Annotated in this window: 18 protein-coding genes; 2 read left to right on the forward strand and 16 right to left on the reverse strand. The window is 63.9% G+C overall.

Annotation, left to right across the window (positions count from 1 at the left end; genetic code table 11):
* The first annotated feature begins 232 nt into the window (after nucleotides 1-232).
* Entirely contained in the window at nucleotides 233-3,001 is a 2,769-nt protein-coding gene (locus tag QZT63_RS00400; protein ID WP_290647697.1) for an ATP-binding protein, read from the forward strand.
* Between the two features lie 333 nt (nucleotides 3,002-3,334).
* Here QZT63_RS00400 and acpS read toward each other — a convergent pair whose 3' ends face one another.
* The 12 genes from acpS to rpoE form a co-directional block, all read right to left on the reverse strand.
* Complete coding sequence (gene acpS, locus QZT63_RS00405; RefSeq protein WP_290647735.1) at nucleotides 3,335-3,715, reverse strand: holo-ACP synthase; 381 nt, start codon at nucleotides 3,713-3,715, stop codon at nucleotides 3,335-3,337.
* An 11-nt stretch (nucleotides 3,716-3,726) separates the two neighbouring features.
* Nucleotides 3,727-4,473: a pyridoxine 5'-phosphate synthase gene (pdxJ, locus tag QZT63_RS00410; protein WP_290647699.1), complete on the reverse strand. Its 747-nt coding sequence runs from the start codon at nucleotides 4,471-4,473 to the stop codon at nucleotides 3,727-3,729.
* Complete coding sequence (recO, locus tag QZT63_RS00415; RefSeq protein WP_290647700.1) at nucleotides 4,470-5,225, reverse strand: DNA repair protein RecO; 756 nt, start codon at nucleotides 5,223-5,225, stop codon at nucleotides 4,470-4,472. Before recO ends, pdxJ begins: the two co-directional genes overlap by 4 nt.
* 1 nt (nucleotide 5,226) lies before the next feature.
* The gene (gene era, locus QZT63_RS00420; protein WP_290647701.1) at nucleotides 5,227-6,150 is read right to left on the reverse strand and encodes a GTPase Era; all 924 of its coding nucleotides are present in this window, start codon (nucleotides 6,148-6,150) and stop codon (nucleotides 5,227-5,229) included.
* Nucleotides 6,147-6,842, reverse strand: a complete 696-nt coding sequence (gene rnc, locus QZT63_RS00425) for a ribonuclease III (RefSeq protein ID WP_290647702.1) — start codon at nucleotides 6,840-6,842, stop codon at nucleotides 6,147-6,149. Before rnc ends, era begins: the two co-directional genes overlap by 4 nt.
* A complete protein-coding gene (locus QZT63_RS00430) occupies nucleotides 6,839-7,237 on the reverse strand; it encodes a DUF4845 domain-containing protein (RefSeq protein ID WP_290647703.1) in 399 nt (132 codons plus the stop codon). The genes rnc and QZT63_RS00430 overlap by 4 nt, the downstream gene beginning before the upstream one ends.
* Nucleotides 7,218-8,006 carry a signal peptidase I gene (gene lepB, locus QZT63_RS00435; RefSeq protein ID WP_290647705.1) on the reverse strand — a complete coding sequence of 263 codons (789 nt, stop codon included), beginning with the start codon at nucleotides 8,004-8,006 and terminating at the stop codon, nucleotides 7,218-7,220. Before lepB ends, QZT63_RS00430 begins: the two co-directional genes overlap by 20 nt.
* Nucleotides 8,007-8,041: 35 nt before the next feature.
* On the reverse strand, nucleotides 8,042-9,838 hold the full coding sequence (gene lepA, locus QZT63_RS00440; RefSeq protein ID WP_290647706.1) for a translation elongation factor 4: 1,797 nt from the start codon (nucleotides 9,836-9,838) through the stop codon (nucleotides 8,042-8,044).
* A 144-nt stretch (nucleotides 9,839-9,982) separates the two neighbouring features.
* Nucleotides 9,983-11,425 (reverse strand): DegQ family serine endoprotease, encoded by a 1,443-nt coding sequence (locus QZT63_RS00445; RefSeq protein WP_290647707.1) that lies wholly within the window; start codon nucleotides 11,423-11,425, stop codon nucleotides 9,983-9,985.
* A gap of 123 nt (nucleotides 11,426-11,548) precedes the next feature.
* Nucleotides 11,549-12,013: a SoxR reducing system RseC family protein gene (locus QZT63_RS00450; RefSeq protein ID WP_290647708.1), complete on the reverse strand. Its 465-nt coding sequence runs from the start codon at nucleotides 12,011-12,013 to the stop codon at nucleotides 11,549-11,551.
* A gap of 19 nt (nucleotides 12,014-12,032) precedes the next feature.
* Nucleotides 12,033-12,593: a sigma-E factor negative regulatory protein gene (locus QZT63_RS00455; protein ID WP_290647709.1), complete on the reverse strand. Its 561-nt coding sequence runs from the start codon at nucleotides 12,591-12,593 to the stop codon at nucleotides 12,033-12,035.
* Between the two features lie 14 nt (nucleotides 12,594-12,607).
* On the reverse strand, nucleotides 12,608-13,189 hold the full coding sequence (gene rpoE, locus QZT63_RS00460; RefSeq protein ID WP_290647710.1) for an RNA polymerase sigma factor RpoE: 582 nt from the start codon (nucleotides 13,187-13,189) through the stop codon (nucleotides 12,608-12,610).
* A gap of 270 nt (nucleotides 13,190-13,459) precedes the next feature.
* Here rpoE and nadB point away from each other — a divergent pair, with 270 nt between their 5' ends.
* Nucleotides 13,460-15,058: an L-aspartate oxidase gene (gene nadB, locus QZT63_RS00465; RefSeq protein ID WP_290647711.1), complete on the forward strand. Its 1,599-nt coding sequence runs from the start codon at nucleotides 13,460-13,462 to the stop codon at nucleotides 15,056-15,058.
* Here the strand turns inward: nadB and QZT63_RS00470 are convergent.
* From QZT63_RS00470 to sdhA, 4 genes are read right to left on the reverse strand one after another with little or no spacing between them, the layout of a single operon-like run.
* On the reverse strand, nucleotides 15,004-15,408 hold the full coding sequence (locus tag QZT63_RS00470) for a hypothetical protein (RefSeq protein ID WP_290647712.1): 405 nt from the start codon (nucleotides 15,406-15,408) through the stop codon (nucleotides 15,004-15,006). The genes nadB and QZT63_RS00470 overlap by 55 nt on opposite strands.
* A gap of 7 nt (nucleotides 15,409-15,415) precedes the next feature.
* Nucleotides 15,416-15,664 carry a succinate dehydrogenase assembly factor 2 gene (locus QZT63_RS00475; protein WP_290647713.1) on the reverse strand — a complete coding sequence of 83 codons (249 nt, stop codon included), beginning with the start codon at nucleotides 15,662-15,664 and terminating at the stop codon, nucleotides 15,416-15,418.
* A 6-nt stretch (nucleotides 15,665-15,670) separates the two neighbouring features.
* Nucleotides 15,671-16,450, reverse strand: coding sequence for a succinate dehydrogenase iron-sulfur subunit (locus QZT63_RS00480; RefSeq protein ID WP_290647714.1), 780 nt, complete (start codon nucleotides 16,448-16,450; stop codon nucleotides 15,671-15,673).
* A 48-nt stretch (nucleotides 16,451-16,498) separates the two neighbouring features.
* Complete coding sequence (gene sdhA, locus QZT63_RS00485) at nucleotides 16,499-18,289, reverse strand: succinate dehydrogenase flavoprotein subunit (protein WP_290647715.1); 1,791 nt, start codon at nucleotides 18,287-18,289, stop codon at nucleotides 16,499-16,501.
* Nucleotide 18,290 lies beyond the last annotated feature (1 nt).

Below are 18,290 nucleotides of genomic sequence, written 5' to 3' on the forward strand. Positions count from 1 at the left end.
CGTAGGAGTCGCGCTGGTCCCTCGCTACCGGCAAGCGCTGTGCAGTGCGGTAGTGATCGCGTGACGCGCGTCCGCGAGGGCGCGCCTATTCTCGCCCACAATGGATGTGCGGGAAAGCTCGTGATCACGCCGCATAGGTCGGGATCACCAGGAACCTGTACCATTGCATAGTTGAGACTTCCGCTCGGCGGCGGCAGAGCCGCCCATTCCCATGGACAGGACGGAGTAACCCATGCGCTGGGGACTCGGGATGCGCGTCTTCGTGCTCGCGGTGCTTGCACCGGTGCTGACGACAACCCTGCTGGTGGGGTATCTACTCAGCAGCAGGGCCCAGGACACTTACAAGCAGCTGGTCGAGCGGGGTGAGACCGTGGCGCGGCAGCTGGCGCCCGCGTTGCGGGAGCCGCTGGCGAGCGAAGACCAGCCCGTTGTCCACCAGATCGCAGCCGCGGCCCGGCTGGACCCGGCCATTGCCACAGTGATTGTGCAGCGGGCCGATGGACAGGTGGTGGCCCACTTTGGCGCCGAGGACGTGGCGGCACAAGAAGCACGACCAGAGGACATGTTCCTGCGCCTAAGCGGCTGGCTTTTGCGCCTGGATCACCTCCCCAGTATCCGCGTCCCCGTGGTGGCGCCCCCCGACCCCTTGCTGGATCGCCTGCCGCTGGACAGCGGCGAGCAGCTTGTGGGTTGGGTGCTCGTTGACGTGAATGCCACGCCCTACCTTCAGCGCGAAGCGGTTTTGGCCAGGCGCGCCGCCGCAGCGCTGGGGCTCGCGCTGTTGTTCAGCCTCGGGTTCGGATTCTGGGCGCGCCGCAGCGTTGTCCGGCCCATCGCCCGGCTCACGGATACCGTACGCCGCCTTGGCTCGGGCGATCTGCGGGCGCGGGCGCACCTGCTTGCGAGTGGCGAGATCGGCGAGCTGGCGCGCGCCGTGAATCGAATGGCGGCCCGCCAGCAGCGCAACGAAACGGATCTCAATGAACAGATCGAGCAGGCCACCCGCGAGTCCCGGGAAACGCTTGAGGCGGTGGAAATCCAGAACGCGGAGCTCGACCTTGCGCGCAAGCGTGCGCTCCAGGGCAGCAAGGTGAAATCCGAGTTCCTGGCCAACATGAGCCATGAGATTCGCACGCCGATCAACGGTATTCTCGGCTTCACTGATTTGTTGTCGCACACGCGGCTGAACGACGAGCAGCGGGAATTCGTGGACACAATCCGTGAGTCTTGCACCAATCTGTCGGCCCTGGTCAACGACATCCTGGATTTCTCGAAAGTCGAGGCCGGCAAGCTGGTTATCGACAATGTCGCCTTTGACATGCGTGACTGCGTCGAGGAGGTCATGGCATTGATGGCCCCGACGGCTTACGGCAAGAACCTGGAGCTGGTGCATCTGATTTATCAGGATGTGCCGGCTCGGCTTTTCGGTGATCCCATCCGCATCCGGCAGGTACTCACCAACCTGGTCCACAATGCGGTCAAGTTCACCCCGCAGGGCCGGGTCGTCGTGCGGGTCATGCTGGAGGACGAGTCTGACGACCGGGTACGGATCCGAATCACGGTGACTGATACCGGAATCGGCCTGAAATTCCAGGCACAGGAAAAACTGTTCCAGGCCTTCAGCCAGGCCGACACGTCCATCACCCGGCGTTTCGGTGGCGCCGGGCTGGGCCTCATCATCTCCAAAAAGCTCGTGGAACAGATGGGGGGTAACGTCGGCCTTGAGAGTGAACAGGATAAGGGCTCGACGTTTTGGTTCACGCTCGAGTGCGTGAAACAACGCCGGGCCAATACGAACGCTCGCACGCCCGCCGGCCACAACCCGCTCGCCGGACGGCAGCTTCTGCTCCATGACACGTCGACCCTCAGCCGGCTGGCGGCGCGGCACGTCTTCGGCGCGTTGGGCCTGCAGGTCCGGGATGTAGAGGACGCCGAGACTTTCCTGTCACTGGCCAAGTCCCACACTGCCTGGGACTGTATCGTGCTGGGCCTCAGCCGGGAGGAGCTCGATCGCGGCTACTTCCGCGAGCTGATGGCGCGAGCGCAGCGCCTGGATGCGTCGGTGCTCATCCTGGCGAGCACTGTGGAGCGTAACGAGCTGTGCGACTTGTACCGACTTGGCGCCCAGACCTGCCTGCCCAAGGTGGTCCGCCGCCAGACGCTCTACCGCGAACTATGCCGCGTGCTGTCACTGGACGAAACGCCACCCGAATGGATGGCGCCTCAGCAATCCCGGCCGCCGCGACCCGAAGCGAGCCGGACCGAGCCCCTGAATCGCTTGCGGGAGATTCGCGTGCTGGTGGTCGACGACAATGCCATCAACCGCAAGCTGGTCTCCACCATTGTTGGGCAGCAGGGGGCACAGGTAGACGAAGCAGGTGACGGCCATGAGGCGGTGAACCGGTGCCGGGAGATTGACTACGCCCTTGTGTTTATGGACATTCACATGCCGCGCATGAGCGGCGAGGATGCGTACGGCGAAATTCGCGGCCATGCGCAGCACCACGGGCGCGCCATGCCCCGCATTGTTGCATTGACCGCGAACGCCATGACCGGCGAGCGGGAGCGGCTCATGCGGATCGGCATGGACGAGTGCCTCATCAAGCCGGTGACCGAGGCGCAGGTGACCCGCCAGCTTCGACTCGCGGCCGGCGAGGCGGAGATGGAGGTAGCGGAATTGCCGTCGCTGGCGGAGGATGCCCGTGGGGAGCTGAGCGCTGAGCTGCGAAGCCTGCTTGCCGCCGAACTCCCCGAGCATCGCCGTGCGATTCACAACGCCTATAGGCGCGGTGATCGCGCGGCGCTGCAGGACCACGTTCACAAACTCAACGGGGCGGCCGGCGTTTGCCGGGCGGAGCGTCTGCAGCAAGCCTGTGACGCCCTGGAGCGGGCGGTGGGCGAAAACCGGCCTGAGGATATTACCGGCGGTTTTGAGCGGGTGGTGGACGCCATCAATGAGTTGATGGTGTTGCAGCAGCGCAGTCAGGACGGTGACCGCTGATTGCCCGCCGCCTAAGGCGTGCAGCCACGCCACGGCAGCGCCGCCGATCGAAAGATGTAGACATTAGCCGCAGGCGTAATGCACCGTCAAACAAATTGCGCCAAGGGCGCACAGCCGCAACCCGGGTTGTGCGTCTACGGCGCCATGTCATTGACGGCGGGTTACGCTGCGCTAACCCGCCCTACGGGGTGGAGTCCTGCCATGGCACGGGGCCCGACCGAAGGTGTAGGGTGCCATTAGCGCTAGCGTAATGCACCGTAAGACTAATTGCGCCGTAGGTGCACAGACGCAGCATGAGTTGTGCACCTGAGGCGGTATGCGATCAACGGCGGATTACGCTGCGCCAGTTCGCCCCTCCGCCACGACGAAGGCAAGGGCATAGTCGCCTTCGTCGCTGATACTCACGTGCCAGTGCTCGATGCCCAGGGCCCGCGCCGTTGCCTCCGCCCGCCCCGTCACCAGCAGCAAGGGCTTGCCGGCAGCGGATCGCGCGACACGCAGATCGTGAAAGCCAGTGTCGCCGCCAATGCCCGTCCCGAGCGCCTTGGCGGCGGCCTCCTTGACCGCCCAGCGTTTGGCGAGGTAGGCGGCGGGGTCGGCGTGGGTCTGCCAGCGCAGCAGCTCTTCAGGGGCGAGGACACGCTCGGCAAAGCGTTGGCCATGGCGCGCCAGCACCTTTTGAATCCTCGGCACATGCACCAGGTCGGTTCCCATGCCGACGATGCTCACCGGGCGCTTCCCCGAAGCAACGCTTTCATGTCGCGAACCGCCTGTTCCAGGCCGCTGAATACGGCCCTGGCGACGATGCTATGGCCGATGTTGAGTTCGTGGATGCCCGGGATGGCGGCCACCCCCTCGGTGTTGTGATAGTGCAGCCCGTGACCGGCGTTGACGGTCAGCCCCGCTTCCACACCAAGCCCGACCCCGCTGCGGATGCGCTCGAGCTCGGCTTGCTGTGACGCGGTGTTCCCAGCATCGGCGTAGCGCCCGGTGTGGAGCTCTACCAATGGGGCCCCAACCTCTTTCGCCGCGAGTATCTGGTGGGCCTCCGGGTCGATGAATAAGGACACTTGAATCCCCGCATTCGCAAGCCGCGTGCAGGCATCGCCAATGCGCTGCGGCTGCCCGGCAACGTCCAACCCCCCCTCGGTGGTCAGTTCGGCGCGGCGTTCCGGCACCAGGCAGCAATAAGCGGGGCGCAGGCGTTCGGCGATGGTCAGCATCTCCTCGGTAACCGCCATCTCTAGGTTCATGCGCGTCTGCAGCACGTCCGCGAGGCGTCCCAGGTCATGATCCTGGATGTGGCGACGGTCCTCGCGCAGGTGCAGGGTTATGCCATCCGCTCCGCCTTGTTCCGCGATCAACGCGGCCTGTACCGGATCGGGGTAGCGGGTACCGCGGGCCTGCCGCAGGGTCGCCACGTGGTCGATGTTCACACCCAGCAGCACGCCCGCCTGGTTCTCAGCGCTCATGGCGGTGTCTCCTCGTTTGCGCTCCGCGGCCGACGCCGCAGACTCTGGTACAGGGATCGACTGTATAACGGTCGATCGCCAATGTAGAGCCGCAGCGCCGCTCCTGTGAGCCGCTGCATCTCCGCCCGCAGTGCGCTGTCTTCGAACTGTTCCCGGTGCAGCGCCTGTAATGCCTCGCCGGAGATCAGCAACCCGCCAGTCTGCGTCGCGGTGTCCACGGGGCCGTACTCCAGGATGTAACGGTAGCTGCGACGGTGGTCGACCGCCGCGCCGGTATCGGCCGTCGCATGCAGCAGCAGGCCGTAGCCGAGGGCTTGCAGCAACCGCTTCTCGAACAGCCGCAATGGGACGTCTTCGGCCTCGCCGGATCCCGCGAGGGCCTGCAGCGCGGCACCGTAGGCGAAAAAGATGTCTGGCGCCGGATCGTCGCGCCGCAGCAGGCGCAACACGAGCTCACTGAGATAGAAGGCGGCGGCCAGGCGCGTCCCGGGGAAACGCAACGGCCGCCCGCCGGCCTCCGCGCCGGTCAGCGTCAGCAGCTCGCCCCGCCCCTGCCAGCTCACCAGGACCGGCTGGAAGGGTTCGAGCACACCGCGCCAGCGGGAGCGCTGGGCACGCGCCCCGCGGGCCACGGCGCCAATGCGGCCGTGGTCGTGCGTCAGCAGCTCCAGTAACAGGCTGGTGTCGCGGTAGGGGCGCCGATGGACAACCCAGGCCGCTCGCGTGTCCTCACGACCGGTCGAAGGCGGCATATCAGCTCTCGTCGTAACCGAGGCTCTTCATGGCCCGCTCGTCGTCGGCCCAGCCCTCGCGAACTTTCACCCACAGCTCCACATGCGCCTGCTTGCCCATGAACTGCTCGATATGGCGGCGGGCGTTTTGGCCAATGAGCTTGAGCTGGCGGCCGCCCTGACCGATGACGATCGCCTTTTGGCCGTCACGCTCGACCCAAATCACCGCGGCAATGCGCACGAGCGACTTACTCTCCTCGAAGGCCTCCACCTCTACGGAGGTCGAGTAGGGGATCTCCTGGCCGAGCGTGCGCATGAGCTGCTCGCGGATCAGCTCAGCGACCAGAAAGCGCTGGCTGCGATCGGTGACCTGGTCCTGCGGGAAATAGAACACCGACTCCGGGACATACCCTCGAATGGCCTCTTGCAGTGATTCTACGTTCTGCCCTTTGGTTGCCGACAGGGGCACAATCTCGCTGAACGCAAAGCGACCCGAGAGCTCTTTCAGGTACGGCAGCAACGCCTCTTTCCGGGGGACCAGATCCACCTTGTTCACCACTGCAATCACGGGGCGATCGACTTGACGCACATGCTCAAGCACCAGTTCGTCATCCTCCAGCCACCGACCCGGCTCCACCAGCATGACCACCACATCCACATCACGCAGGGCGGCGACTGCCGATCGGTTCAGGTACCGGTTCAGCGCCTTTTTCTGCTTGCCGTGAAGCCCTGGGGTGTCTACGTAGATCAACTGGGTGTTGCCATGGGTGTGAACCCCCAGGATCCGGTGACGGGTGGTCTGCGGCCGCCGCGAGACAATGCTGAGCTTCATGCCCAGCAGCCGGTTCAGCAGCGTGGATTTGCCCACGTTGGGCCGCCCGACCAGCCCGACGTAGCCACAGCGCTGACCGGTGGAGCCCGCGTTCGTCGTGCTGCCTGCGGTCATGGCTGCTTCTCCGGGTCATCGGCGCTGAGCGCCCTGAGCATCGCCTCGGCGCCCCGTTGCTCGGCGCGCCGCCGGCTGCGCGCCTCGCCCACAGTGGCCGTCTCTACGCCGGGGATACGGCATTCCACACGAAATGTCTGATCGTGGGCCTTACCGGCGATCTCCAGCACCTGGTAAGTGGGTAATGGCAAACGGGCCGATTGCAAGTGCTCCTGGAGGCGGGTTTTCGGATCCTTGAGCTCGGCGGCGCTGGGCAGGTTATGTAATCGGTTTGCGTACAGACGCACGATAAGATCACGGCATGCGCCGAAGCCGCCGTCCAGATACACGGCGCCGAAGAGACCTTCCAGGGCATCGGAGAGGATGGAGTCGCGCCTGCGGCCGCCGCTCTTGCGCTCGCCGCTGCCAAGGCGCAGGTGCGCGCCCAGATCCAGTTGCCTGGAGATGCTGGCGAGGGTTTCCCGGTTGACGAGACTGGCACGAAGCCGGCTCAGCTTGCCCTCGGAGTCCTCCGGCTGGCGCTTAAACAGCTCGTCGGCAATAACGAAATTCAGGATGCTGTCGCCGAGGAACTCCAAGCGTTCGTTGTTGCGTTCGCTAACGCTGCGATGGGTCAACGCCTCTTCCAGCAGCCGGGGGTTGCGGAACCGGTAGTCCAGGCGATGGGATAGATCGTCCCGAGGGTCGCTCACGGGTCCACCATCGCCTCTTCGCGGAAGCTGGCCACGCCGTCGAGGTTCGCCAAGAGCCGAAAACGCCGTTCATAGTCGACAATGAGCTCAATCCCATCGCCGGAGCGCTCGACGGTGATATCTCCGCGCTCGACGCTGCTGACATTGTTCACCTGCAGGCGCCGCATCACGGCGCTGCGGACATCGCTGGGGCGCGCGCCCCGCAACTCAGGATCCCTGGCCACGTCCGAGACCACCGAGCGAACCGTCATGGACTCGAGGTACACAGGTGCGACGCGCAGCCCCAGCAGGGCCACCAGCGCGGTCAGCACGAGCAGCAGCAGCCACGATATCAGCCCCATGCCCCGCTGGCGGCGCCCACCGACGCCGGCTCCGCTACTGGATGCGACTGCCAATTCGGCTCCAGTTGATCCGGTTTTCATGGGTATCCCAACTCATCCAGATGAAGAATGCTCGCCCGACCAGCAGGTCTTCGCTGACCGGGCCCCAACATCGGCTGTCGCTGCTGCGGTCTCGATTATCGCCGATAGTAAAATAATGGCCGTCGGGGACAGTGTAGCCGTCGGGCCCTGATCCATAATCCGTGCACCACGCCGGGCTCGGGTGCTGCAGGATCTGATACTCCCGGTCACCCAGGGATTCGGTCAGCAATCGTGCCCGGGGTGCTTCGGGCTGATTGTATTCGCCCTCGTCCGACTGCTCGACGGGTTCGTTGTTGACGTAGAGATCGCCACCGCTGTAGAGCACGTGATCACCCGGCCCGGCGACCACGCGCTTGATGAAGTCCTGGCGTGGATTGACCGGGTATTTGAAGACCGCCAGATCGCCCCGTTGCGGCTTACCGGTGGGGATCACCGTGGTATTCAGTACGGGCAGACGTATGTCGTAGGAGAACTTACTGACCAGGATGAAATCCCCTGCCAGCAACGTGGGGATCATGGAGCCCGATGGAATCCGGAATGGCTCCACAACGAACGAGCGGATCACCAACACAATGAGGATGACCGGGAACAGTGACCGGCACAGATCCACCCACCAGTTGTCCTTCGGCGGTAGCGGTTTGCCCGCCCGGAGCAGCCGACGACGCCTGAACCAGGCGTAGGCGACGGTGAGCGCCGTCACCAGCGTCAAAAGGACCAGCAGAAACTCGAAATCAAAGTACATCGTGACGTCCTTCGGCACCGGCTAATCGTGGGCGCTCAATCATTGTTATTCACCTGCAGTACCGACAAGAAAGCCTCCTGGGGAATTTCCACCTTGCCGACTTGCTTCATGCGCTTCTTACCCGCCTTTTGTTTCTCGAGCAGCTTGCGCTTGCGGGTGATGTCGCCGCCGTAGCATTTGGCAGTCACATTCTTGCGCATTGCCTTCACCGTTGAGCGTGCCACAATATGGCTGCCCACGGCGGCCTGGATGGCAACCTCGAACATCTGCCGCGGGATCAGCTTCTTCAACCGTTCCGTCAGCTCTCGTCCGCGGCGCTGCGCGTGGTCGCGGTGGATGATCACGGCCAGGGCGTCCACGCGTTCGCCATTGATGAGCACATCCAGGCGCACCAGGTTTTCGGCCTGAAAGCGGCTGAGCTCGTAGTCGAAGGAGGCAAACCCGCGACTCGCCGACTTGAGTCGATCGAAGAAATCCAGGACGACTTCGCTCAACGGCAACTCGTAGACCAGTGAGATCTGGTTGCCCACGAATTGCATGTCCCGCTGGGCCCCCCGCTTTTCCTCGCACAAGGCGATGACGTTGCCGACGTACTCCTGGGGCACCAGGATGCTCGCTTGGATGATCGGCTCCCGGATCTCGTCGATTTCGTGATTCGGCGGCAGTGCAGCCGGGTTGCTGATCTCCAGCACCTCACCGGCGGTGGTCTCCACCTCGTAGATGACGGTTGGAGCGGTGGTGATCAGGTCCAGCCCATATTCGCGCTCCAGTCGCTCCTGGACGATTTCCATGTGCAGCATGCCGAGGAAGCCGCAGCGGAAGCCGAATCCCAGCGCGGCCGAGTTTTCCGGCTCATACTGCAGCGAGGCGTCATTGAGCCGCAGCTTCGACAAGGCATCCCGGAAGGACTCGTAGTCTTCCGAGCTGATGGTGAACATCCCGGCAAAGACTCGCGGCTGAACCAACTTGAACCCGGGGACGCGTTCGGCGCACGGCGCGTGTTTGTGCGTGAGCGTGTCACCCACTGGCGCGCCGTCGATATCCTTGATGCCGGCGACGACATAGCCGACCTCGCCCGTTTCCAGCCGCTTCATGGGCGTCTTCTTGGGCGTGAACATGCCCAGCTGATCCACCTGGAACTCACGACCGGTGGACATGACCTGGATCTTTTCGCCGACAGTAATGCGGCCGTTGAACACCCGTACCAGGCAGACCACGCCCAGATAGTTGTCAAACCAGGAGTCCATGATCAGTGCCTTGAGCGGGTCTTCCGGCTTGCCCTTGGGTGCCGGCACGCAGCGAATGATGGCCTCGAGGAGCTCGTCGATTCCCTGTCCGGTCTTTGCGCTGATCATGAGCGCCTCGCCGGTGTCCAGACCGATGATCTCCTCGATCTGTTGCAGCACTGCTTCGGGTTCGGCAGATGGCAGGTCGATCTTGTTGAGCACCGGCAGGATCTCGAGGCCCTCGCCAACTGCCGTGTAACAGTTGGCGACGCTTTGGGCCTCAACGCCCTGGGCGGCATCAACGACCAGCAGCGCGCCGTCACAGGCCGCAAGCGACCGTGAGACCTCGTAAGAGAAATCCACATGCCCGGGCGTGTCGATGAGGTTGAGCTGATAGGTGTTGCCATCCCGGGCATGGTACTGCAGCGCCACGCTCTGCGCCTTGATGGTGATTCCCCGCTCACGTTCGAGATCCATGGAGTCGAGCACCTGCTCGGACATCTCGCGGCCGGTCAAGGCACCGCAGCGCTCGATAAGACGGTCCGCCAAGGTGGATTTACCATGGTCGATATGGGCGATTATGGAGAAGTTCCGTATGTGTCTCATAGTCGCATCAGTTGCTTGCTCCCGGGTAACTGCCGGAGAGCCGGGAGCATTGCGTCGGCCGAAAACAAGCGTGCCCCGCAAGCGGGGCACGTTTTGCAGTCCGCCGGCACGAGTGTGTGCCGGTATTGTACCGATTCATCGCGCCTACGGGAGCCTGAGCGGCAAAAAGCGCGGACTGCCGTTGCGCAGCAGCAATACGGGCACGACACGATCGCCGTCGAGATTGTCGGCGATCTCCTTGAATGCCTCCATGGAATCGACTCGCTCTTGATCCAGCATGGTAATCACGTCACCGCGCCGAATGCCCGACTGCTGCGCCGGCCCCTCGGAAATGCTCTCGACCAGGACACCGCCGTGCTCGACCCCCATTTCCTCGCGCTGCTCGTCCGTGAGATCCCGCAGTTCCATGCCGAAGTATTGCTCCTGGGGCACTGATTCCTCTTCCGGGGCCTCCTCTCGCGGGGGTTCGTCCGCCGCGAGATCGTCCGGGAGCTCCCCGAGGGTGACGGAGATGTCCTCGTGTTCGCCGCCTCGGATTACCTCCACCGTGACCTCGGTATCGGCGCGCATACGACCGACCATCGGCGGCAGCTCCGACGATACCCCGACCTCCTGGTCGTCGAATTTTACGATCACGTCCCCGGCTTCGAACCCTGCGTCCGCGGCAGGACTATCCGGGGTGACCTCGGCCACCAAGGCACCATACGGGCGATCCATACCGAAGGACTCGGCGAGATCGCGATCGACATCCTGGATCAGAACCCCCAGCCAACCGCGAGCGACTCGCCCGTCCGTCTTCAGCTGCTCCACCACATCCATGCCAAGCTCGATGGGGATCGCGAACGAGAGCCCCATGAATCCACCGCTGCGGCTATAGATATGGGAGTTGATGCCAACCACCTCGCCGTCGAGATTGAACAACGGGCCACCGGAGTTACCCGGGTTGATCGCCACATCGGTCTGGATGAACGGCACGTAGTTATCCTGGGGCAGGCTACGGCGCTTCGCGCTGACAATGCCTGCCGTTACCGAATGCTCGAACCCGAATGGCGAACCAATGGCGAGCACCCACTCACCGACGGCCAGATCCCGGGCCTTACCGATGGACACCGTGGGCAAATCCTCGGCGTCGATGTTCAGTAGCGCCAGGTCACTGCGCTCATCATAGCCGACGATTTCCGCCGTGAATTGACGGCGATCACTGAGCTTCACCACCACTTCGTCGGCGTTGCGCACCACGTGGTAGTTGGTGATGATGTCGCCGTCGGAGGAAATGATAAACCCTGATCCCAGAGACTCGGAATCGAAGGGCCGGGGTGGCTGTCCCTCCTCGCCGGGCTCGTCGCCAAAGCGCTCGAAGAATTCATGGAACGGATGATCTTCAGGCAGGTCGGGCGTTCCGCCCTGACCCCCGCCCCGCTCCCGGGTCTGGGTGGAACTGATATTCACCACCGCCGGGCTGTTCTTTTCGACGAGTTCCGTGAAGTGCGGAAGATCGCGCGCCTGTGCCTCGGACAAGGCGAGCGCGGTCAACAGTGCCAGCGTGCACAGCACTACCAGGAACTTCCGATTCGCCACCTGTTGCATATTGTGATTCCCCGTGCAGTTCATTGTGTTCACACTTCGGTCATGCCCAACGGCGCCACACCGCTCAGGCCGGTGTCCATCGCCGGGTGCGATTCCAGGCCCCGGGGCGCGTCCGGCAGTGCGTTAGTGCTTCCCCGCATGGACTGCTGTAACCCGCTCGGGTTCCGCCACTGGCCCGAGCAGAACCGGCTGGCCCTTGCCCCGATGCGCTGATCGTGCGGCCAGGCGGCGGGCGACGGCAAGGCCTGCGACCAAGCCAACCAAGGCTGCAGGAATCGTGGCGGCGTCTCCCCAGGGCGATGCGAGCGCAGCACCTCCCAACAGCATCACCAGGGGGAGTAAGTAGACCAGCGCGGCTGCCGATACCAAGCCTTGTTCCGAGACACCGATGCGAACGCGCTGCCCCGGCGCCAGCGGCGTCGCGCTCGCCAGCGCCACTTCCCACGCTGCGCCCGGCAGAACGCGGGCCAGCACGCCCACGCCACAACCGGATTGCAGGTGACACCGGCCACAGGCCGTTTGCCGCTGAACCCGCAGCCGGGCCCAGCCGTTGCGGCAATCGATAACCTCTGCCTGTGTTTCGATCATTGCACGCCGGCCACGCCGATCAATCCTCGAGGCGGCGGCTGCTCACGCCCACGGGGCGCGGGAGAATGCCTAGCTGGGGTTCCACGCGCTCGCCTGGGGTCACCGCGTACTCCTCCAGCCGGGCCTGGATGTCCGAATCCAGGCGATCCCACTGGATATTCTCGGTACGCACCGGCTGCCCCGCGGCCTGATCGGCCGCAGGCACGCTTGCTGTCTGTATGGGCTGCTGCTCGGGCGATGGGGACTGCTCGGGCCAGATGGCAATGGCGACCAATGCAACCGAGGCAGCGACTGCCACGCCGGCCATGGGCCGCGTCCAGCGGCGCGAGCGCACTGTCATGGGCCGCTGGTGGGTCGGTTCGTCCTCCAGGGCGCACGCAATTCGATGTGCCAGTCCGGGATCGACCTGGGCCGGGAGGTTCCGGTGCAAGGCCTCCCGTATGATGGCATACCGCCCAAGCCGCTCGGCGATGTCATCCGAACGGCTGCACTGGCGCACGAGCAGGTCGAGCTCGGATTGAGGCAGTTCCTCGTCGGCCAGGGCCGATACCTGTTGTGCATAAGGCTTCGTCAATGGCACCACCACGTCTCCCCCTACCTATTATCCAGCAACGGTCTGAGCCGATGATCGATGGCCTCTCGCGCCCGAAATATCCGCGACCTGACCGTCCCTACCGGGCATTCCATTGCCTGAGCGATCTCCTCGTAACTCAAGCCGTCCAACTCGCGCAGCGTGATCGCTGTGCGCAGATCATCCGGTAAGGCCTCAATGGCCTCGAAGACGGTGCGCTCGATTTCCTCGCGCTGCGCCAACCCCTCCGGGGTGTCGGTTTCTCGCAAGAGGGAATCCACCGCGTATTGCTCGGCGTCTTGGGCGTCCACGTCGGATCCCGGAGGACGGCGTCCCTGGGCAACAAGGTAGTTCTTCGCGGTATTCGCGCCGATTCGATAGATCCAGGTGTAGAAGCTGCTCTCGCCTCGGAAATTCGGCAACGCCCGATACGCCTTGATAAAGGTTTCCTGCGCGACATCCTGCGCCTCGCTGGGATCGGTCACATACCGCGAAATCATCTTGACCAGCTTGAACTGATACTTCTGCACCAGCAGGTCGAACGCCTTTTTGTCGCCGGCCTGAACTCGCTCGACGAGCTGTTGATCGACCTTTGCATTGGTCATTCAGCCCGTCCTTTTGCGGCCGCTGCGCTGACCGCGTTATTGCGGTAGACATTGATGGGCATGGATAGTTCGCGCGCTTCAGCGGATTGTGTTTAGATGAGTGCCGGCGACGCCACCCTGCTCCCATTTGCCGCACGACGCGTTGCCGTCACGAGGGCCTCGCCCGTGCCGGGAGGCCTTAACGGCCACTGAGGGTAGCTGATCGCCCTGTTACGCTGCAAGCAACAACCCACTTGATCCTGATCATTGCCACGCCGGAAACCTGGAGCCGTGTTAAACCCTGATCCGTTCGATGTCGTCATCATCGGCAGCGGTGCCGCCGGCCTCACGCTGGCGTTGCGGCTGCCGCAGCACTTGCAGGTGGCCGTTTTGTCCAAGGGGCCGCTGACGGAAGGCTCGAGTCTCTATGCTCAGGGCGGTATCAGTGCGGTATTCGACGAACAGGATTCCGTTGAGGCCCACGTGGCGGACACGCTCGAAGCGGGCGCCGGGCTCTCGGACGCGGAAACCGCCCGTTTCGTGGCTGCGAATGCCCCGGGGTGCATCAAGTGGCTTGTGGGCAACGACGTTCCCTTCTCCCGCGAGATGGGTCCCGACGGCCACAGCAGCCTGCACTTGCACCGCGAGGGCGGCCATTCGTTCCGGCGTATCGTGCATGCGGCCGATGCCACCGGACGCGCGCTGGAGACGACCCTCGAGGGCATGGTGCGCCGGCGGGGGAATGTCACGGTGCTGGAGCATTGTCTGGGCATCGACCTGATCACGGCAGGCCGGCTCGGCACGAAGCCGCAACGCTGCCTGGGGCTCTATGTCCTCGATGTGCGCGCTGGCAACGTCTACGCGTTGCCGGCGCGCGCTGTGGTGCTGGCCACCGGCGGTGCGAGCAAGGTGTATCTCTACACCAGTAATCCCGACGGTGCGACGGGTGATGGTATCGCCATGGCCTGGCGTGCAGGCTGTCGCGTTGCGAACATGGAGTTCAACCAGTTTCACCCGACTTGCCTTTTTCACCCGCGCGCGAAGTCGTTCCTATTGAGCGAGGCCCTTCGCGGTGAAGGCGCTCATCTGCTGCTGCCCGACGGCAACCGCTTTATGCACCGTTTCGACAAGCGCGAGGAGCTGGCCCCGCGGGATGTGGTCGCCCGGGCCATCGACCACGAGATGAAACGCCTGGGGGCGGACTGCCTGTATTTGGATATTTCGCACCGCGATGCGGACTTCGTCCGCGAGCACTTTCCCATGATCCACCAGCAGTGCCAGCAGTTCGGCTTCGATCTGTCGCGCGAGCCGGTGCCCGTCGTGCCGGCGGCGCATTACACCTGCGGCGGGGTGATGGTTGATCCTCACGGTCGTGCCGATCTGCCCGGCTTGTACGCCATTGGCGAGGTCTCCTACACGGGTTTGCATGGGGCGAACCGCCTGGCCAGCAACTCACTGCTGGAGTGCCTGGTGTACGGCACCGCGGCTGCGGACGACATCGCCGCGCGTATCCACCGATTCGATACCCCTGGCCCACTCCCCCCTTGGGATGAGAGCCGCGTCAGTGACTCCGACGAGCAGGTGGTCGTCAGTCACAATTGGGACGAACTCAGACGCTTCATGTGGGACTACGTCGGCATCGTGCGCACCAATAAACGCCTGGAACGGGCACGGCGCCGCGTGGACCTGCTACGGGCGGAAATCCTGGAATACTACGGCAACTTCCGCGTCAATGCGGATCTTCTCGAGCTGCGCAACCTGGCCACCGTCGCTGAGCTCATCATCCGGTGCGCCCAGAGCCGGCATGAAAGCCGCGGGCTGCACTACACGCTGGATTATCCGGAGCGCAGCTGCGAGCCCGTCCCGACAGTGCTCACCCCCAACAGGTAATACAACCGGCGCCAGGCCGATGGTTCCATGCCGTCACGCACAAGCACCAGGCAGCCGTACTCCCGCGGGGTGCGCTCGAGGTACAGGATCATCAGCCGCGGGTGCCGGAACCAGTCCCGCAGCCCCCATTGCGGGGCGTTCGGTAATGCCGGCTTGACGCGGATGCACCCGCGATCTGCGTCGAGCGCAATCCAGCATGCCGCCAGTCTGCGCGGATACCACGGGGAGCGCCCGCGCAGAAGGTGCAGGGGCATGAGCATGCCTGTGGTAAGGATGACGGCGACCGGCGCAAGGGCCAGCGCCATCACCCAGACCGCCACCAGGAGGTATCCCCAGCGCCGCAGCGTCAAGGACGGCCTAACCTGAAAGCCCGAAATTCTCGCGGATTCGCTCCACGAGCCGTGCGAGTTCGGCATCCTCCGGCACCTCTCCCTGATAGAACCAGCCGAACAGGGTGTCGTCCTCATGCGTGAGAAGCTCTGTAAAGCGCCTGCGGTCCTCTTCAGCCAGGTCCGCATACGCATGATCGAGAAACCGCTCGAACAGCAAGTCCAGCTCACGCATGCCGCGGCGGCAATGCCAGCGCAGACGGGACAGCTCGCTCACGCCCACCTAGTGCCTCTCAACCATCAACTTTTTGATCTCCGCAATCGCCTTGGCGGGATTCAGGCCCTTGGGGCAGGTCTTCGTGCAGTTCATGATCGTATGGCAACGATAGAGCTTGAACGGGTCCTCGAGGTCGTCCAGGCGCTCGCCCGTGGTTTCGTCACGGCTGTCCACGATCCAGCGGTAGGCCTGCAGTAGCACGGCGGGGCCGAGATAGCGGTCCCCGTTCCACCAGTAGCTGGGGCAGGATGTGGTGCAGCAGGCGCACAGAATGCACTCGTAGAGGCCGTCGAGCTTTGCCCGGTCCTCCTTGCTCTGGAGCCGCTCCCGGTCCGGCGGCGTTGCCGTCTCCGTGCGGATCCAGGGCTTGATAGAGGCATACTGCGCATAGAAATGCGTGAGATCCGGCACCAGGTCCTTGACCATCGGCATGTGCGGCAGCGGATAGACGCGGACGTCGCCGTTGACCTCGTCCCAGGCCTTGGTGCAAGCGAGCGTGTTGGTGCCGTCAATGTTCATGGCGCAGGAGCCGCAGATGCCCTCGCGGCAGGAGCGCCGGAAGGTCAGCGTCGGGTCGACCTCGTTTTTGATCTTGATGAGGGCGTCGAGAACCATCGGGCCGCAGTCATCCATGTCCAGCTCGAAGGTATCCACCTGTGGGTTCAGCCCATCGTCCGGATTCCAACGGTAGATACGGAAATTGCGCACGTTGCTGGCACCCTCAGGGGCAGGCCACGTCGTGCCCTGGCCAACCCGGGAGTTTTTCGGAAGCTTGAACTCTGCCATTGGCTGTCAACCTCGTTACTTGCTGGCCTACGACGCGTGCCGTCGGATTCAGTACACCCGAGCCTTGGGCGGGAAGACCTCCACCTCATCGGTCAGTGTGGTCATGTGGACGGGGCGGTAGTCGATGTCCGTCTTGCCGTGGATGTCCATCCAGGACAAGGTATGTTTCATCCAGTTTTCGTCATCCCGCTCGCTAAAGTCCTCGCGGGCATGTGCGCCGCGGCTCTCTTGACGGTTGCGGGCCGAGTGGATGGTGGTCACCGAACAGCCGAGTAGATTGTCCAGTTCCAGTGTCTCGATGAGATCGGAGTTCCAGATCAAGGAGCGGTCGGAGACGGCCACATCCTTGAACGACGCGAAGACGTCGTCCATCTTCTGGCAGCCCTGCTCCAGGATCTCACCGGTGCGGAACACCGCTGCGAAATTCTGCATCACCCGCTGCATCTTGTCCCGGATCTGCGCCGTGGGCTGACTGCCATTGGCGTAACGTAGGCGGTCAAGGCGCGCCAGCGCAAAGTCCGCGGAGTCTTTTGGTAGGGGGCGGTGGTTATCCCCTTGCTCCGCAACCAGTTCCTTGGCCCGCAAGCCGGCCGCCCGGCCGAAGACCACCAGGTCGAGCAGGGAATTGGAGCCGAGTCGGTTGGCGCCGTGCACCGAGACACAGGCCGCCTCGCCGATGGCCATGAGACCGGGCACCACCGCGTCGGGGTCACCGTTGCGCAGGGTCACCACTTCGCCTTTGTAGTTGGTCGGCACGCCACCCATGTTGTAGTGCACCGTCGGCAGTACGGGAATCGGCGCCTTGGTCACGTCGACACCAGCGAAGATGTGGGCCGTCTCGGCGATGCCCGGCAGGCGCTCGTTGATCACGTCGGCGCCGAGGTGCTCCAGGTGCAGGTTGATGTGGTCTTTCTGCGGGCCGACACCCCGGCCTTCCTGGATCTCGATGGTCATGGAGCGGCTGACGACATCCCGGGAGGCCAAGTCCTTTGCGTTGGGCGCGTAGCGCTCCATGAATCGCTCGCCCTCGGAGTTGGTCAGATAGCCGCCCTCCCCGCGCACACCTTCGGTGATCAGGCAGCCGGCGCCGTACACGCCGGTGGGATGGAATTGCACGAACTCCATATCCTGCAGCGGCAGGCCCGCACGCAGGACCATGCCATTGCCATCGCCGGTACAGGTATGTGCGGAAGTGCAGGAGAAATACGAACGGCCATACCCGCCCGTCGCCAACACGGTCTCATGGGCGCGGAAACGGTGAATGGTGCCGTCATGCATGTTCAGGGCGATCACGCCGCGGCAGACACCATCGGTGTCCATAATCAGGTCCAGCGCGAAGTATTCGATGTAGAACTCCGCCTCGTACTTCAGGGCCTGCTGGTAGAGGGTGTGCAGGATCGCGTGACCCGTGCGGTCCGCCGCCGCGCAGGTGCGCTGGGCGCGCCCCTCGCCGAAATGGGTGGTCATGCCGCCGAACGGGCGCTGGTAAATCTTGCCCGCGTCGGTGCGTGAAAAGGGCACGCCATAGTGTTCCAGCTCGATGATCGCCGGAATGGCCTCGCGGCACATGTATTCGATGGCGTCCTGGTCACCGAGCCAGTCCGACCCCTTCACGGTGTCGTACATATGCCAGCGCCAGTCGTCCTCGCCCATGTTGCCCAGGGCCGCCGATACGCCTCCTTGGGCGGCTACGGTGTGGCTGCGCGTGGGGAACACCTTGGTGATGCAGGCGGTCTTCAGGCCCTGGTTGGCCATGCCAAATGTGGCGCGCAGTCCCGCGCCGCCGGCACCAACAACCACGACGTCGTAGGTATGATCGATGATCTCGTAGCTGGACATT

The sequence above is a fragment of the Aquisalimonas sp. genome (assembly GCF_007120195.1).
GTDB lineage: Bacteria > Pseudomonadota > Gammaproteobacteria > Nitrococcales > Aquisalimonadaceae > Aquisalimonas.

Bases quoted from the DNA above. Each gene is read 5' to 3' on its own strand.
- QZT63_RS00400 (WP_290647697.1), top strand. From the start codon at position 233: ATGCGCTGGGGACTCGGGATGCGCGTCTTCGTGCTCGCGGTGCTTGCA.
- acpS (WP_290647735.1), bottom strand. From the start codon at position 3,715: ATGGGAACCGACCTGGTGCATGTGCCGAGGATTCAAAAGGTGCTGGCG.
- pdxJ (WP_290647699.1), bottom strand. From the start codon at position 4,473: ATGAGCGCTGAGAACCAGGCGGGCGTGCTGCTGGGTGTGAACATCGAC.
- recO (WP_290647700.1), bottom strand. From the start codon at position 5,225: ATGCCGCCTTCGACCGGTCGTGAGGACACGCGAGCGGCCTGGGTTGTC.
- era (WP_290647701.1), bottom strand. From the start codon at position 6,150: ATGACCGCAGGCAGCACGACGAACGCGGGCTCCACCGGTCAGCGCTGT.
- lepB (WP_290647705.1), bottom strand. From the start codon at position 8,006: ATGTACTTTGATTTCGAGTTTCTGCTGGTCCTTTTGACGCTGGTGACG.
- lepA (WP_290647706.1), bottom strand. From the start codon at position 9,838: ATGAGACACATACGGAACTTCTCCATAATCGCCCATATCGACCATGGT.
- QZT63_RS00445 (WP_290647707.1), bottom strand. From the start codon at position 11,425: ATGCAACAGGTGGCGAATCGGAAGTTCCTGGTAGTGCTGTGCACGCTG.
- QZT63_RS00450 (WP_290647708.1), bottom strand. From the start codon at position 12,013: ATGATCGAAACACAGGCAGAGGTTATCGATTGCCGCAACGGCTGGGCC.
- rpoE (WP_290647710.1), bottom strand. From the start codon at position 13,189: ATGACCAATGCAAAGGTCGATCAACAGCTCGTCGAGCGAGTTCAGGCC.
- QZT63_RS00480 (WP_290647714.1), bottom strand. From the start codon at position 16,450: ATGGCAGAGTTCAAGCTTCCGAAAAACTCCCGGGTTGGCCAGGGCACG.
- sdhA (WP_290647715.1), bottom strand. From the start codon at position 18,289: ATGTCCAGCTACGAGATCATCGATCATACCTACGACGTCGTGGTTGTT.